This is a genomic window from Actinacidiphila yanglinensis, from assembly GCF_900107965.1.
In the GTDB taxonomy this organism is placed as follows: Bacteria; Actinomycetota; Actinomycetes; order Streptomycetales; family Streptomycetaceae; genus Actinacidiphila; species Actinacidiphila yanglinensis.
This window is the reverse complement of the sequence record NZ_FNVU01000018.1, coordinates 62,321-78,520: the sequence shown is the minus strand read 5'-3', so window position 1 is coordinate 78,520 and position 16,200 is coordinate 62,321. Positions and strand designations below refer to the sequence as shown.

The 16,200-nt window shown below is 73.3% G+C and carries 11 protein-coding genes; 7 read left to right on the top strand and 4 right to left on the bottom strand.

The genetic code is table 11. The features are described 5' to 3' along the window. Window positions 1-33: 33 nt before the first annotated feature. Window positions 34-564: a DUF2231 domain-containing protein gene (locus C4U44_RS30875; RefSeq protein WP_103889350.1), complete on the bottom strand. Its 531-nt coding sequence runs from the start codon at window positions 562-564 to the stop codon at window positions 34-36. Between the two features lie 244 nt (window positions 565-808). Between C4U44_RS30875 and C4U44_RS41720 the strand changes: the two genes are divergently transcribed. After that, window positions 809-976: a hypothetical protein gene (locus C4U44_RS41720; RefSeq protein WP_160145148.1), complete on the top strand. Its 168-nt coding sequence runs from the start codon at window positions 809-811 to the stop codon at window positions 974-976. A 74-nt stretch (window positions 977-1,050) separates the two neighbouring features. Next, entirely contained in the window at window positions 1,051-1,299 is a 249-nt protein-coding gene (locus tag C4U44_RS30870; RefSeq protein WP_103889349.1) for a WhiB family transcriptional regulator, read from the top strand. Between the two features lie 61 nt (window positions 1,300-1,360). On the opposite strand, the gene C4U44_RS30865 is transcribed toward C4U44_RS30870, so the two are convergent. After that, window positions 1,361-1,885 (bottom strand): DUF1877 domain-containing protein, encoded by a 525-nt coding sequence (locus C4U44_RS30865; protein WP_200823463.1) that lies wholly within the window; start codon window positions 1,883-1,885, stop codon window positions 1,361-1,363. 240 nt (window positions 1,886-2,125) lie between these two features. On the opposite strand from C4U44_RS30865, the gene C4U44_RS41285 reads away from it, so the two are divergent. The 3 genes from C4U44_RS41285 to C4U44_RS30855 all read left to right on the top strand — a co-directional run bounded on the left by C4U44_RS41285 (window position 2,126) and on the right by C4U44_RS30855 (window position 5,317). Then, the gene (locus C4U44_RS41285) at window positions 2,126-2,383 is read left to right on the top strand and encodes a hypothetical protein (protein WP_146088395.1); all 258 of its coding nucleotides are present in this window, start codon (window positions 2,126-2,128) and stop codon (window positions 2,381-2,383) included. Beyond that, complete coding sequence (locus tag C4U44_RS30860; RefSeq protein WP_103889347.1) at window positions 2,380-4,383, top strand: ABC transporter ATP-binding protein; 2,004 nt, start codon at window positions 2,380-2,382, stop codon at window positions 4,381-4,383. The genes C4U44_RS41285 and C4U44_RS30860 overlap by 4 nt, the downstream gene beginning before the upstream one ends. Window positions 4,384-4,468: 85 nt before the next feature. Continuing rightward, window positions 4,469-5,317, top strand: a complete 849-nt coding sequence (locus C4U44_RS30855; RefSeq protein WP_235032473.1) for an NUDIX domain-containing protein — start codon at window positions 4,469-4,471, stop codon at window positions 5,315-5,317. A 33-nt stretch (window positions 5,318-5,350) separates the two neighbouring features. Here C4U44_RS30855 and C4U44_RS30850 read toward each other — a convergent pair whose 3' ends face one another. Continuing rightward, on the bottom strand, window positions 5,351-5,923 hold the full coding sequence (locus C4U44_RS30850) for a DUF1707 and FHA domain-containing protein (protein WP_103889346.1): 573 nt from the start codon (window positions 5,921-5,923) through the stop codon (window positions 5,351-5,353). Between the two features lie 156 nt (window positions 5,924-6,079). After that, window positions 6,080-8,869 carry an ATP-binding protein gene (locus tag C4U44_RS30845; RefSeq protein ID WP_146088394.1) on the bottom strand — a complete coding sequence of 930 codons (2,790 nt, stop codon included), beginning with the start codon at window positions 8,867-8,869 and terminating at the stop codon, window positions 6,080-6,082. Window positions 8,870-9,032: 163 nt separating this feature from the next. Between C4U44_RS30845 and C4U44_RS30840 the strand changes: the two genes are divergently transcribed. Together C4U44_RS30840 and C4U44_RS30835 are read left to right on the top strand one after the other, a co-directional pair. Then, window positions 9,033-13,184, top strand: coding sequence for a carboxypeptidase-like regulatory domain-containing protein (locus tag C4U44_RS30840; protein WP_160145147.1), 4,152 nt, complete (start codon window positions 9,033-9,035; stop codon window positions 13,182-13,184). 2 nt (window positions 13,185-13,186) lie between these two features. Further along, window positions 13,187-15,835 (top strand): Kelch repeat-containing protein, encoded by a 2,649-nt coding sequence (locus tag C4U44_RS30835; protein WP_103889343.1) that lies wholly within the window; start codon window positions 13,187-13,189, stop codon window positions 15,833-15,835. Window positions 15,836-16,200 lie beyond the last annotated feature (365 nt).

Sequence of the window (16,200 nt, the reverse complement as noted above, 5' to 3'; positions counted from 1 at the left end):
GCTTTCGCGGTGCGGCCCTCAGTGGTGCGGGCGTCATCGGTGCTGCCCGGACACCTTGCTCTGGGAGAAGTTGCCGGTCCACGCGGCCTTCGCGCCCGAGTCCCCGATCCGGTACACCTGCACGACGGCGCCCACGGCGACGGCCGCGCACAGTACGGCTGCGGCGATGCGCAGCGGCGTCGCGAGAGCCGCGGTGCCGCTGCCGCCCCCCGTGCGGCTGCCCGTCGACGCGGCCGTGGTGCGGCGGTTCCACCACCACAGGCCGGCGGCCAGGACGAACAGGCCGATCGCCCAGGGCAGGAGCCCGTCCCCGAGTTCGGTGTGCTTGCGGATGAGGGGCGTGCTGGCGGTGTGCTTCTCCAGCCATTCCCCGGCGTGCGTGGTGAGGGGCACGCTCACCAGGGTCGCCAGCGCCAGGATCGGCAGCGCCAGGCCCATCCGCCGCATCCAGCTCGGCCATACCGCGCACCCGATCAGCGCGAGCGCGGTGAGGGGGACGAGAACGACGACGACGTGCACCAGCAGGATGTGTGCGGGCAGGCCGTTGATCTGTGTGGGACCCACGGAGGGACCTCCTCGGAGATCTTGGGGAGCGACAACCTACTACAACCGTGTAGACGGAAAATCGGAGGGGGAGGCGGGCCGGGTCCGGTCGAGGGCGGCGACATGGGGGAAGCGCGAAGAACTGGTAACAGATGGGTGTCGGCGCCCTGACCGGGCCCGCAATGGGTAGCCGCGCCAACGAGCCCGGGCCAGCACGGGCTCTCCAGCCGCCGGCTACGGCGATGAAGCCCGGAAGGACATCCAGATGGACCAGCAGATGCCGACGCCGCTGATATACGAGCAGCTCGTACGGGAGCGGGGCGACGTGCCGATGCGGGTCCGGGCGGCCTACGAAGACGCGCGCCGCCAGTTGGCGCAGCACGTGCCCGGCCCGCCGCGAGGCACGGAGCAGGCCGCCGAGTGGTCGGGTTGACCCGAGCGGGCGGGGACGCCATCCCCTCGGGCTTCGCGAACCATCCCTGACGCCATCACAAGTGAGGAGAGGCCATGGACTGGCGGAAGCAGGCGCAGTGCAGGGGCGAGGACCCCGAGTTGTTCTTCCCGGTGAGCAGCGCGGGCTCCGGGATGATGCAGACGGAGAAGGCGAAGAGCGTGTGCAGGCGCTGCCCGGTGCGGGAGCAGTGCCTGGAATGGGCGCTGGAGAACGGCCAGTACGGCGTGTGGGGTGGCCTCTCCGAGGACGAACGCCGCGGAATGCGCCGCCGCGCGGGCCGCAAACGCGCCACCCACCGCTAGGCGGACGAGGCGCGGGCCTGAGGATCCACGCATCCGGCCCACCGGCCCGCGGCGGTCCGGGTCAGTCCCACCAGAGCACGACGAGAAGCTGCCGCCGGGACGCACCACGGTAGAAGTCACGCAGGGCGTGGAAGTGCTCCAGCAGGTATTTCCTCGGGCCGCCGACGATCCTGTCCGCGCCGTTGCCGATCAAAGCGGCGGCCTCTTTCTCGTCTGCCGGCAGGGTGGTCAGGAGGGCCGGGAAGTCGATCCGCCCGAGCAGTTCCGCCGCGACGGTCACTTGAGTCGCGGAGAGGGCCGTGGGGGCCGGCCCGAAGGGGCCGATGGCATGCGGATGCGTGGTGAGGAAGGCGAGGTCGATGGCGGCCTCGCCGTCGAGCGCCTGACGGAGAGCGTGCCGACGGACATCATCGAGACCTCCCAGCTCGCAGACCCGTTCGAGCAGGAACGGCGCCCAGTCCAGGTCGAGGACGTCCGCCGTCGGGGGGTCCCAGCGAGGATCACCGTCCGGCGATGCGTCGGCCGACCGGCGGCAGGAGGCGAGGTACTCCGCCGGGATGCGTGCGAGCTGCTGAGTGACGGCCACGACGGCAGTATCCCGACGACGTCCACCGGTTTTCCCTGCTCGGCCTGTTCGGTGGGGGTTCCTTCTTCCCTGTCTCGCCACCGGACCGGCCTGAACGCCTCGGGACAGCGCCGCTCCTGAGCCGCCCGCACGGCACCGCAGTTGACCCGAACTGATGGCATCTGCCCGAACATGCGAGCCCCGAGGTCCCACCGCTGCCAGGATCGTTGCCCGACCCGACGCCGCGGAAAAGGTGATCTGATGCGTGAATCGCCGAAATCCCCCGACTCTCCGGACACGTCAACCCCCGCTGCCGAGGCGGCCTCCCGCCGTGAAGCCGTCCTGCGCCCGGCCGGATCAGCCCACTCGCAGGGCACGGTCGGCCGCCCGGACCGCTATCGGGTGACGGTCGGGCAGGACAGGCGGCAGTACGTACACGCGGGGGACGGGGTGGGCGAACTCCGTTGGGAACTGCCGGAACGGCTCGCCGAGGTGCGGCCCGCAGGGGTGATCGCGTGACGGACGCCGAGCAGCCCGGCGGGACCGTGCCGCCTCCCCGCGACGGCGACCTGCCGTTACCCCCGGCATCCGCGCCGGCCGCACCCGCGGAGGGCGACCTCGGGGACGAACTCGCCGAGGCGTACTGGGCCACGTACGACGGGGCCGCCGCCCGTACCAGCCTGTGGACCATCCTCGGCCGGTTGCCGGGGATCGGGCGCCGCGTGCTGGTGCTGGCCTGGCGGGCCGACCGCCGCGCCACGGCCGCGGTGGTCGTGCTGCAACTGGTGTCCGCGACGACGGCCAGCTTCGGACTGCTCGCCTCCGTGGGCGTCCTGCAGGCCCTCTTCGCCCAGGGCGCCACCCCGGACCGGGTCCGCTCCGCGCTGCCTTCGCTCGCCCTGGTGGTGGGGCTGCTGATGGCACGTGCCGTCATGGACGCGGGCGTCACGCTGTTCCAGGAGCGGCTGACACCCACCGTCCGGCGCCTGTTGGAGACGGAGTTCCTCCAACTGACCGCCGGGGTCGCGCTGGAGGCCGTCGACGACGCGACCTGGTCGGACGACGCCCACCGCGCGCACGACCGCGGCCTGTACTTCGCGCAGCAGTCCATCGCCCAGGTGCTGGAGCTCGCCTCGGCACTCATGGGCCTGGCCGGCGCCGCCTCGGTCCTCACCTACCTCCACCCGCTGCTGCTGCCGCTGCTGATCGCCTCGGTGATCCCGCAGGGCCTGGCCTCGGTGCGGAGCGCCCGGGCGCAGTTCCTCTCCCAGGTCCGGCACAGCACCCTGCGCCGCCGTATGCAGATCTTCAGCTGGCTGCTGCTCGACGAGGACGCCGCGGCCGAGCTGCGCTCCTCCACCGCCGCGGCCGCGCTGCTGGCCGAGCACCAGCGGCTGGCCGTGACGATCGAACGGGAGGAGGCCCGCCTGGGCCGGGAGGCGGCGCGCACCGGACTGGTCGGGCGGGCCGTCGGCGGGCTGGCCACGGGCCTGACCTACGCGGCGCTGGCGTGGATGACGATCCGCGGCTGGCTGCCGCTGTCCTCCGGCGGCGCCGCGGTACTGGCCGTCCGCACCTCCCAGTCCGCCCTCACCCGCATCGTGCTGGCCACCCACCACGCCTACGAGTACGCGCTGTGGACGTCGGACCTGGAGGCGTTCCTCGACCAGTGCCGGGCGCGGCTGCCGCGCCGGACCGGGCGTACGCTGCCCAGCGGCGTGCGGGTGATCACCGTCGAGGACCTCACCTTCACCTACCCCGGCCAGGACGCGCGGCCCGCGCTCGACGGGGTGTCCATGCGGCTTGCCGCCGGGTCCACGGTGGCGTTCGTGGGCGCCAACGGCTCGGGGAAGTCGACGATGTCGAAGCTGCTGGCGGGGCTGTACGTACCGGATTCCGGCACGATCCGGTGGGACGGTACCGACATCATGGACGTGGACGCCGAGAGCATCCAGGCCCAGGTCGCGATGGTGCTGCAGGATCCCGTGCAGTGGCCGCTGTCCGCGGCGGCGAACATCACGATCTCCGCTGGCTCCATCACCGAGGCCGAGCCCGAGCGTGCGCACCTTGCCGCCGTGGAGTCCGGCGCGGCCCCCGTCATCGCCGGGCTGCCCCGCCAGTGGGCCACCCCGCTCTCGCGCCGCTTCAAGACCGGACGGCAACTCAGCGGCGGCAACTGGGCCAAGTTCGCCGTGGCCCGCGGCCTGTACAAGAAAGCACCCGTCCTCGTCCTCGACGAGCCGACCGCGTCGATGGACCCGCGCGCCGAACACGCGGTCTACCGGGCGGTGTTGCGCGGACAGCACCGGGCCGACCGGATCACGGTCCTCATCTCCCACCGGCTCGCCAGCGTCGTCGAGTGCGACCGCATCTACGTCTTCCACCACGGCCGGATCATCGAGGAGGGGGACCACGCGACGTTGATGCGGCGGGGCGGTGAGTACGCCGCGATGTTCACGCTCCAGGCAGCCGCCTACCAGCCGATGGCGCCGCACGCGTCGGAGGAGCCCCGCCCATGACGCGGCTGCGCGAGGCGCCGTGTCACTGGCGGGGCTCCTCGCGGGACGGCCGCGACATGCCCGCTCGCAACGGAAGGTCTCGCTCGTGCCCCGAGAGCATCACCTGCATCTGTCCTCCCGCTCCTACGACCAGGTGGAGTCGGGACGCAAGACCGTCGAGATCCGGGTGGGCACACCGGAAGAGCGGGCCGTGGAGGCCGGCGAGGTGATCGTCTTCCACGATACGGGCGGCGGGCGGGAGGTCGACGTCGTCGTGGACCGCGTCTCGGCCCACGGCTCCTTCGACGCGCTGGTGGACGCGTACGATCCGCGACGCATCGACCCGGACGCCGCCGCACGTGCGGAACTGCTCGACACCCTTCGCATCCTCTTCCCACCGGCGAAGGAGCAACTCGGCTTATTGGCCTTCGAGTTCGGCCACCGCCCCGGCCGCGCGGGCCGGCCGATGCCCATGACACCGGCCGCGTACGTGTGGACCGTGCGGCAGCACACGGCGTACGGCTGCCTGTACGTGCGCGACGAGCACGATCGTCCGGTGCAGCTGCGCTCCGTGTACGGCAGCCGCCAGTGGCAGTTCCCCGGCGGCAACACCGACACGGGGGAGGACCCTCTGGGGACCGCGCGCCGCGAGGCCGTCGAGGAGACCGGGCTCGCGCTCGGCCTCGGCCGGCCGCGCCTGCTGCTGACGCACTACCTCCACCCCGGCCCGGAATGGCCCGTGGGCAAGATCGGCTTCGTCTTCGACGGCGGCACCCTGACCGCCGAGCAACTGGCACGCATCCGCCTCGACCCGGGCGAGCACGACCTGTGGGCCGTCCACACCCTTGCCGAGTGGCGCGGCCTGATGGGCGACGGCCCGTTCGCGCGCCTTCAGGCCGTCGAACGCGCGCGGACCGAGCAGGCTCCCGAGTACCTCGTCACCGGCCCGGCCTGAACACCCTGAACCCTTCGGGAGGTGGGGAACCCCTCACGGCGCCGCGAGGCGGAAGTGGAGGACGCCGAAGGTGACCCAGTCGCCGGGGTGGATGGGGGTCGGGCCGAGCAGCCTGCGGCCGTTCACGAGGGTGCCGTTCATCGAGCTCAGGTCGCGCAGGGACCAGCCGTCGAGGGTGGGGGTGAGGACGGCGTGGGTGCGGGACACCGAATCGTGGGACAGCCGCAGATCGCTGCCGGGACTGCGTCCGACGACCAGGGGGCGTGAGCCGGCCGCCGGCAGCGCCAGGACGGGCAACCTGCGGATCCGGTGACGGCGCCGGACGCGGCCGAGGGCCTGGGCGGGCGCGGTGGCCGCCCGGCGCAGCAACCCCCGCGGGCCGGCCGGCGGGGCGGCGGCCGGGGCGATCTCGGCTCCGGGCAGATCCTCGATCGTGGACTGCAGTTCGGCGAGGTTGCGCGCGGCGAGTGCCTGCTCCATGCGGCCGAGGAAGGTCTCGTGCGACAGCCGCCCGTCACCCGCGGCCGTACGCAGCAGTTCGAGGACGCGCTCACGATCCGCGTCGGACGCCCGGGAGGACGGGACCTCACCCTGGTACTGAATCACGAGGGAGATTGTCCACCGGGCGGTGAGCGCTGTCGATGTCCGGCGCAGGCCGCGCCCGGACCGACGCCGGCACCGGCAACACGCGGCTGATCACGGCGAGTTCGGCCGAGGACGTCGCGACCTACGGGAGCCAGCGCCCCGCCCCGGCAGGGCCGCTCAGACGTCGTCCGCGGACTCCAGCAGCGCGGCCAGATCCCGGCGCGTCCGACCCCCCAGCTTGCGCAGCGCCGTCGCCACGTGGCTCTCGACGGTGCGGCGCGACAGGAAGAGCCGCTCGGCGATCTCCTGGTTCGTGGTGCCCGACGCGGCCAGCGCGGCCACTTCGCGCTCGCGCGGTGACAGCCGCCCGCCGTAGGACTTCCGGCCGCCCCGCCACGGGTACGGGATGGGGACGCCCAACTGCCGCATGGTGCGGCGTACTTCGGTGACGCCGCCGAGCGCGCCCAGGGCGTCGAACGACCGCAGTGAGCGCTCCAGCCAGCCGGGACCGTCCGGGTCGCCGCGCAGCACCAGGCACTGGCCGAGCCGCGCTTCGGCGTCGGCCTGCTCGTACCGCAACCCCAGCTCCGCGAACTGGCGCCGTGCGGAGTCGAACTGCTCCGCGTCGCCGGTCAGCGAGGCCCGGCACTGGGCCGCCCGGGCCAGCGCCAAGGGCGCGTCGGCGGCACGCAGGGCGACCGCCAGCTCGTCGACCGCGGGCCACGCGTCCTCCGGGCGATCCAGCCGGATACAGGCGTCGACCAGGCAGAGCGTGGCGTCGGCCGCACTCGGCCAGAGCTGTTTCGGCCGCACGATGTCCAACGCCCGCATCGCCTCCTCGGCCGCCGCCCGCGGCCGGCCGAGCCCGAGCAGCAACCGGGCCAGCCCGATCCGCGCCGGCGCCAGCGGCCGGTACGCCCCGACCCGGGCCGCACCGGCCACCACGTCACGCAGCAGCCGCTCCGCCTCGTCCGGCTCGCCGGCCACGGCGAGCACCGTCGCCAGCAGGAACCGGGCGTCCAGCGCCGCGTCGGTGAACTCGCTCGGCGTGCTGACCATCGCGCGGGCCCGCTCCAGCAGACCGTCCCAGCGGCCGGTGCTCAGATCGACCCAGGCGCCGACCAGGTCGACCACGCCGGCGAACCGCAGGTACGCCAGGTCGTCCACCGCGCGGCGTGCCTCCACCAGCAGCAACTCGGCGCGGTTCGCGTGGCCGACGTGCAGCGCCGCCTGCGCCCAGTTGATGCAGGCGCGGGCGTGCTCGCGCGGGTTGCCGAGCAGTGCGGGGCCGGTGCGCAGCGCGTCCACGGCGGGCCAGCCGGCAGGGTCGCCGCGCTCGATGGCCAGCGACGTGCGGGCGATACCGACCGCGATCGACGCGGCGGGGTCGTCCGCGGCCACCGCGGATGCCTGCGCCGCCCGCGCCAGGTGCACCTCGATCGGGCGGTCCACCACGAGATCGGGAACCGCGAGGATCGCCAGTGCTCTGGCCCGGAGGTCCGGCCGGTCGCCCAGCTCGTCCACCGAGCGTTCGATCTCCCGGTACCCCGCCTCGGCCTCGCCCTGCTGGCGCAGCAACCGGCCGAGCATGAAACGCAGCTCGCCGCGCACCACGGCCGGCAGGTCGTCGCCGGCGAGCAGGTCGGTCAGCACGGGGACCGCGGTCGAATGCGCGAGCCCGTCCACCGCCGCGCGCGCCAACTTGCCCGCCAGCCGCACCCGGTCGGCACTCGGCAGCGCGGCCACCCGCATGGCCGGTACGAGGAAGTGCGCCGCTGTCGCATCGTCACCGTGCGACACCGCCAGGTCGGCGGCCTCCTCGGCGCTGCGCACGAACTGCGCCGTCGCGCCGGCCTGGCCGTAGTGGTGGGCCAGCCGGGCGACCGGGCGCGGGCCGTCGCCCTCGTCCAGCAGCCGGGCGGCCCGAAGATGCAGCCACCGGCGGGTGGGCGACGGCAACTCCTCGTGGATGACCTGCCAGGCCAGCGCATGGCGGAACCGGCACTGCCCGTCCTGCTCGTGCAGCAGCCCGGCCGCCAGCCCGCGGCTCAACGCGTGCGCCACCCGGGCCGGGTCGCCGATCAGCCGGACGAGCAGCGCCTCGTCGGGCGCGGTGCCCAGCACGGCCGCGGCGCTGAGCACCTCGCGGACGTCGTCGTCCAGCGTCGCCCAGCGGGCCCGCAGCAGATCGCGCAGCGCCGTCGGCACCGGCAGCCCGGCCGAGAGGTCCGGCCCGCCCCGCAGCACCTCCTCGATCACGAACGGGATGCCCGCCGTCGCCTCGACCAGCGAGGTCACGAATCCGCGCGGCAGCTCCGGCGAACCGAGCAGTTCACGGGCCAACTCGCGGACCTGCACCCGCTGCAGAGGCTCCAGGGTGATCCGCCGGGTGGCCCCCGCCCGGGCCAGCGCCTCCCAGATCGGCAGGTCCGCGCTGTCCTCGCTGCGCAGCGTCAGTACCAGTGCGAGCCCCGGCGGCACCCGCCCCGCCAGGAACGCCACGAACTCGCAGGTGCCGGCGTCGGCCCAGTGCACGTCCTCCAGGACCAGTACCGCGGTCCCGATGTTGTCGAGCAGGGCGAGCACGCCCCGGAACAGCCGATGCCGCTCGGCCGGGAGGTCGTTGAGCGGCGGCGGGGCGGGCGGCAGCCGGGCGGCGATCTCGGGCAGGTACGGCACGAGCGCGCCGACCACCGGGCTGAGCGCTCCGGGTGGGGGCAGCCGGTCGGCGTGCCCGCGCACCGCGTCCAGGACCGGGCCCAGCGGGAACGGCTCCTGCACCGGCTCGCAGCCGCCGCGCAACCGGCGGACGTCGTCCATCCCGGCCAGCGCCTCCGCCACCAGCCGGGACTTTCCGATGCCGGCCTCACCGTCGACCAGCACGATGGCCGGGGCGGCCCCGAGCGCCTGGCGCAGCGCGGCCAACTCGCGTGATCGGCCGACGAAACCGGATGTGGACCCCTGCACCCCGGACGCTTGTACCCCGGACCCCTGCACCCCGGACGCTTGTACCCCGGACCCCTGCACACCGGACCTCTGCACCCCGGAACCCTGCACCGCACCTCCGGAACCCAAAATTCAGTAGTACGTACGCATGATCGCACTCCGGCCCGCATGGTCCAGTCCTCCCATGCGTCTTGCGAGGTGGATCGTCGCCCTGGTGGTCACCGCCCTGGCTGTCGCCGGCGTCCCGGCTGTCGCGTTCGCGGCACCCGCGCCGATCCCGGCCCCGGCGGCAACTCCCGTGCAGGCAGCGGGCGGGCAGGCAGCGGGCGGGCAGACCCGGCAGGTGTGCTCCGCGCCGGCGGAGAAGGGCCGGATGCAGTGCATGTCCGTGGTGCACCTGCGCAGCGGCATGACTCCGAAGGCGGCCGGGGCGAGCCCCGACGGGTACGGGCCGAGCGACATCCGCTCCGCCTACAACCTGCCCGCTTCCGGCGGCGACGGCATGACCGTCGCGATCGTCGACGCGTTCGACGACCCGACGGCGGAGGCCGACTTGGCCGCGTACCGGGCCCAGTACGGCCTGCCGGCCTGCACCACGGCGAACGGCTGCTTCCGCAAGATCTCCCAGCGGGGCGACACGGACGAGCCGCCGGCCGACGCGAGTTGGGCGGTGGAGATCTCCCTGGACCTCGACGCGGTGTCGTCGGCCTGCTCGAACTGCCACCTGCTGCTCGTCGAGGCCGACGACAACAGCACGGTCAACCTCGGCGTGGCGGTGGATCAGGCCGTCACGCAGGGGGCGGAGGTCGTGTCGAACTCCTACGGCGGCGAGGAGGATCCGACCCAACTCGACATCGACGCGCAGTACTTCGACCACCCGGGCACCGCGATCGTGGCCAGCTCCGGTGACGAGCGGTACGGCGCGCAGTACCCGGCGGCGTCGCAGTACGTGACGTCGGTGGGCGGCACCTCGCTGTTGCGCGATCCCGGCACCGGCCGCGGCTGGACGGAGTCGGTGTGGGACAGCCACGGCGGCGGGCCGGGCAGCGGCTGCTCGCGCTTCGACCCGAAGCCCGCCTGGCAGAACGACTCCGGCTGCGACATGCGCGCGATCGCCGACGTCTCGGCGGTGGCGGACCCGGACACCGGGCTGGCCGTCTACGACTCGTTCCAGCAGACCGGGTGGATGACCGTGGGCGGCACCAGCCTGGCCGCACCGGTGGTCGCCGGCGTGTACGCGCTGGCCGGCCGGGCCGGCTCGGGCGACATCCCGGCCTCCTACGCGTACGAGCAGAGCGGCGCGCTGAACGACGTGACCGAGGGCAGCAACGGCACCTGCTCCCCGGCGTACCTGTGCACCGCCGGCGCCGGCTACGACGGGCCGACCGGACTCGGTACCCCGAACGGCGTCGCCGCCTTCCAACCGCTCGGCCCGCACGGCGAGTTGACCGGCACCGTCACCGATGCCGCGACCGGCGACCCGATCAGCGGCGCCACGGTGAGCGCGGCCAAGGCCGCGGACACCACCGACGCCCGCGGGCAGTTCGACCTCACCGTGCCGGTCGGCAGTTACGACCTGACCGCCACCCGGTTCGGCTACGACACCCAGCACGACACGGTCACGGTGGCCGACGGCGCGACCGCGACCCGGGACTTCGCGCTGAACGCCCAGCCCCAGGAGACGGTGAGCGGCACGGTGCGCGAGGGCTCCGACCACGGCTGGCCGCTGGCGGCCACGTTGACCGTGGACGGCATGCCGGACGGCACGTTCCACACCGACCCGGTCACCGGGCACTACTCGATGTCGCTCCCGGCCGGCGCGACCTACCAGGTGCGCGTCTCCGGTGATTACCCGGGCCTGACCGCGCAGACGGCATCGGTTGCGGTCGGAACCTCGAGTACGACCGAGGACTTCCGCGTGCCGATCGACCCGTACGCGTGCACCGCGCCGGGCTACCAGGCCGGCACGACCCGCGCGATCGACCAGCAGACCTTCGACGGGACGACCGCGCCGGACGGCTGGACCGTCCAGGACGCCGCGGGCGACGACGAGGTCTGGGGCTTCGGGGACCCGACCGGCTCCGGCAACCGGACGGGCGGCAGCGGCGGTTACGCGGGCGTGTACTCCCTGGGCTACGGCGACGGGCAGCAGGACACCTCGCTGGTCTCGGCGCCGGTGGACCTGAGCGGTACGACCTCTCCGGCCGTGTGGTTCGCCACCGACTACGAGACGTTCGGGAGCGCGGTCGCCGAGGTCGACTACTCCGTGGACGGCGGTGCGACCTGGACCGACGCGTGGCGGCAGACCACCAGCAACCTGGAGAAGTCGCAGGTGATGGTGCCCCTTCAGGCGGCCGCGGGGAAGTCCGACGTTCAGGTGCGCTTCCACTACCGGGCGAACCTCGACGACATGTGGCAGGTGGACGACGTGGTCGTCGGCGACCGGGTGTGCTCCGCCCAGCCCGGCGGACTGGTGCTCGGCCACGTCAAGGACCGCAACACCGGCTCGACGCTGGCGGGCGCCACCGTCACGGCGGCGGGCGGGTCCGGCTCCACCACCTCGGTTGCGGACGGTGCGTACTGGCGGTTCTCCGCGCCGGGCCCGCAGTCCTTCAGCGCGACGATGACGCGGTACACCGACCAGACGCAGACCACGACGGTCGCTCAGGACACCACGAACGTCGCCGACTTCTCGCTGGCGGCGGGCAGGCTCTCGCTCGCACAGACCGCGGTGAGCGCGACCGCGCCGCTCGGCGGCACGGCGACGAAGACGGTGACGGTCACGAACACCGGCACGGCACCGGCGACGATCGACCTGTCGGAGTCGCCCACGGGCACCGCACCGGCGGCCATCGGGCGCGGCGCCGCGACGCAGGAGCGGAAGGGGCACTTCTCGCCGGACACCCCGGCGAAGGCAGCGAAGCCCGGCAAGGCGGTGGGGAGCGCGAAGCCCGGCGCCGACCCGGCGGCCTCCGCCACGGCGTCGCCGGACGCGCTGCCGTGGACGACGGTGGCCGACTACCCCTCCGCGATCGGCTACGGCGCCGCGGGCTACCACGACGGAACCGTCTACGTGGTGGGCGGCGACTCGACCCTCGGCACCACCCGCAACGGCTACGCCCTGGACCCGGCCACCGGGGCGTGGACGGCGATCGCGGCCATGCCCAATCCGCGGGCGGCCCCGTCCGCGGACTTCGTCGGCGGCAGGTTCTACGTGGCCGGCGGCTGGGCGCAGACCGGCCAGGTCCGCGCCGACATGGACGTCTACGACGCGGCGAGCGACACGTGGACGTCGGGTCCGGCGCTGCCCAACCCGGTGGCCGCGGCCGGAACGGCCGTACTGGGCGGCCAGTTGTACCTGGTCGGCGGCTGCCAGTCGTCGTGCGGCAAGAAGTTCGTGCAGCGGTTCGACCCGGCCACCGGCAAGTGGACGCAGCTGGCGAACTACCCGGTGAACGCGTCGTGGACGGCGTGCGGTGCCATCGGCGGGAAGCTGTACTGCGCGGGCGGCGCGTCGGACAACGGCGGCGGCCCGGGCGCGAAGACGTACGGGTACGACCCGGCGACGAACACCTGGACGGCGCTGGCGAACCTGCCGATCGACCTGTGGGGCTCGGCCTCCACGGTGGCCGACGGCCGGCTGATGGTGTCGGGCGGGGTGACCTCGAACAGCAGCGTGGTGACCAACCGCGGCTTCGCCTTCGACCCGGCGACGAACACGTGGACCGCGCTGCCGAACGCGAACCAGGCCGTGTACGGATCGGCCAGCACCTGCGGCCTCTACGCGGTCGGCGGCCTGGACGCGTCGAAGTCGCCGACGAAGTCCTCCCAGCTGCTCCCGGGCTACGCGGCCTGCGACACGGACGATCCGGTGCCGTGGATGTCGGCGACCGGCTCGGGCACGACGCTCCAGCCGGGGAGCAGCGTGACGTTGACGGTGTCCGTGAACGCCGCGGCCGTCACGCAGCCCGGCACCTACGCCGCCGTGCTCGACGTCCGCAACGACACGCCGTACGCCACGGGCACGGTGGGCGTGACGATGGCGGTCACCCCGCCTTCGACCTGGGGCGAGATCACCGGCACGGTCACCGGCAAGCAGTGCACGGCCGGATCCGCGCCGCTGCCGGGCGCCACGGTGGTCGTGGCCGGCAAGGTCAGCGGCTACACGCTGCGCACCGACGCCAACGGGACCTACACCCTCTGGCTGGACCGGGCGAACGGCACGCTGTCGATCACCGCGGCGGCCAACGGCTGGTTCCCGACGACGGTGTCGACCAAGGTGCAGGCCGGGCGGACGACCGTCGCCAACCTCACGCTGGACCGGACGGGATGTTGACAATGAAGCGTGTGATCGCCCTGCTGTCCGCGCTCTGCGGCATGTTCGGGATGCTCGTGATGTTCGTGGCCACGCCCGCGGCCCATGCCGACGGGACGGTGACGCTGACCGGCGTCGTGAAGGACGGCGGCGCGCACGGCTGGCCGCTGGGCGCGACGGTGACCGTGGGCGGCGTGAGCGCGCAGACGTCACCGGTGACCGGGCACTACGCGCTGGCGGTGCCGGCGGCCGGCTCCTACGAACTGAGCGTCAGTTCGCCCGGGTACCGGACCCGCACGGAGTCGGTCACCGGCTCGACGGCGGACGTCACGCTGAAGGTCGACGCGGACGCGTGCCGGGCGCCGGGGTACCAGTACGCGACGGACGGTCTGATCGAGGGCTTCGACGGGACCTCGACGCCGTCCGGGTGGACGGTGCAGGACGGCGTCGGCCAGGGCTGGGTGTGGCGGTTCGACGACCCGGCGAAGGTCGGCAACCACACCGGCGGCACCGGCGGGTTCGCGATCATGGACGACGAGTACTACACGTGGCAGGCGGAGGACTCCACACTGGTCTCGCCCGTGGTGGACCTCAGCACGCTCGACGCGCCGTCCATCGGGTTCGCCAACGACTTCACGATGTGGGACTACACGGTGCCCTCGGGCATCGGCGACGTGGACGTGTCCGTCGACGGCGGGACCACCTGGACCAACGTGTGGCGTGACGAGCTGCTGGACGCCGGCCCGAAGCGGGTGGACGTGCCGATCCCGATGGCGGCCCACCAGGCCCATGTGCGGGTGCGGTTCCACTACTACACGAGCCCGGACGTGACGGCGGGGCGCTGGTGGGCCATCGACGACGTGTACATCGGTGACCGCAGCTGCGCCGCGGTGCCCGGCGGCATGGTCGCCGGCCGGGTGACGGACGCGAACACCGGCGCGCCGGTGGACGGGGCGCGGGTCGCGGGCCCGTCGGGCAGTGCCACGTCCGGGGCGGACGGCTGGTACACGACGTTCGCGCCGGGGCACGGGAGCCAGCGTTTCGTCGGGTCGAAGCTGCAGTACCACGACCTGCGGCAGCCCGTCGCGGTCAGAGCGGACCGGGTGACCGAGGCCGACTTCCCGTTGCCCACCGGGCAGATCTCGGTCGCGCCGGAACTGACGGTGTCCCCGGCACTGGGCGGGTCCGGCACGGTGCCCCTGAAGGTGACGAACACCGGGACCGCCGCGGCGAAGGTGACGCTGGCCGAGCGGCCGGGCGGATTCCGGATCGCGGACGAGCGGAAGGAGCCGTGGTCGGGGCTCGGTTCGCCCCCGGCAGCCGGCTGGTCGTCGCTGCCGGACTACCCGATCGACATCCGCGACAACGTGGCCGGCGCGTACGGGGGGAAGATCTACTCGTTCGGCGGGACGTCGAGTTCGTCGCAGGGCAACCCGCTGGCCAACAGCTACGTGTACGACCCGAGTACGCGGGCGTGGAGCCAGATCGCCAGTGAACCGGTGGCGCGCGAGGAAGGCGTCGGCGCCTTCATCGGCGGCAAGTTCTACGTCGTGGACGGCGCGACGGCCGACGGCGAGTCGCTCACCGGCGAGCTGGACGTCTACGACGCGGCGACGAACACCTGGTCGACGGGCGCACCGATCCCGGTGCCGGAGGCGGACGCCGCCGCGACCGTGCTGGACGGCCGGTTGTACGTCGTGGGCGGCTGCGCCAGCCGTGCCTTCTGCGGGACGAGCGGGGTGTTCCGCTACGACCCGGCGAGCGACACGTGGCAGCAGTTGCCGGACTACCCGACGCCGGAGTCGTGGCTGGGGTGCGGCGCGATCGAGGGGACCGTGTACTGCGCCGGCGGCCAGCAGAGCTTCGGCACGGTGTCGACGGCGACGTACGCCTACGACCCGGGTGCGAACACCTGGACGCCGCGGGCGAAGGTGCCGACGGCGCTGTGGGCGATGGGCTACACCGTCGCGGACGGCGAGTTGATGGTCTCCGGTGGCGTGCACGCGGGGCTGAGCACGAACGCGGGGTTCGCCTACGACCCGGTGTCCGACTCCTGGTCGGCCCTGCCGGACTCGGTCAACCTGCTGACGCGCGGCGCGATGGCGTGCGGCCTGGTGAAGATCGGCGGCGCGCAGTCCTTCGGCACGTACTCGCCGTACGTGGAGACGCTGCCGGGGCACACGGACTGCGGCAGCGACCGGGACGTGTCGTGGATGTCGCTCGGCACGACCTCGGTGACGGTGCCCGCCAAGGGCAGCGTGGTGGTGCACGTGCGTGCGGACGCGAGCGGGGTGAGCCAGCCGGGGACGTACTCCGCGACGGTGCTGGTGCGCTCCGACACGCCGTACGGACCGCGGACGGCGGGCATGAGCATGCGGGTGGACCCGCCGGCGTCGTGGACCAAGGTGATGGGCACGGTGACCGGGACGGCATGTGACGGAACGTCCGCTCCGCTGGCCGGTGCGAGCGTCTTCGTCGCCGGGCGGCACAGCAAGGTCGCCCTGACCACCGACACGCAGGGCCGGTACGCGCTGTGGGTCGACAGGACGGAGGGCCCGTTGCAGGTGACCGCGACCGATGACGACTGGACGCCTCAGGCGGTGACCGGTCTGCGGTTGAACGGCGCCTGGGCGAACGTGCAGGACCTGGCGCTGAGCCGGCCGGCCTGCTGACCGCGGACGGCGACATGCCGTCGCCGCCTGACCGATCATGTGACACATCGTGACGGGACCGCGCAGCGCTTCACCTGCTCCCTGGCCCTGCGGCCATTCCGGTTCGTGACCCTCCGGTCGCCCCGGGTGAGCGGGTGGGCGGGTGAGTGGGTGACACCAGCGGACGGGTGACAACTGCGGCGGCAATTGTTCTTGCGCGCGTGTGGTGAGAGGCTGGAAGGAGGACATCACGACATCGCCGGGCCTTCGCGTTCCCTTTCGGGGCGGGGCGGCGATGACGCTGGAGGAATACCTCGGGACGGAGTACCCGCAGTCCCCGGCGGCCTTTGACGCCGACCAGCGGGATCCGCCCGCGAGGGAACCCC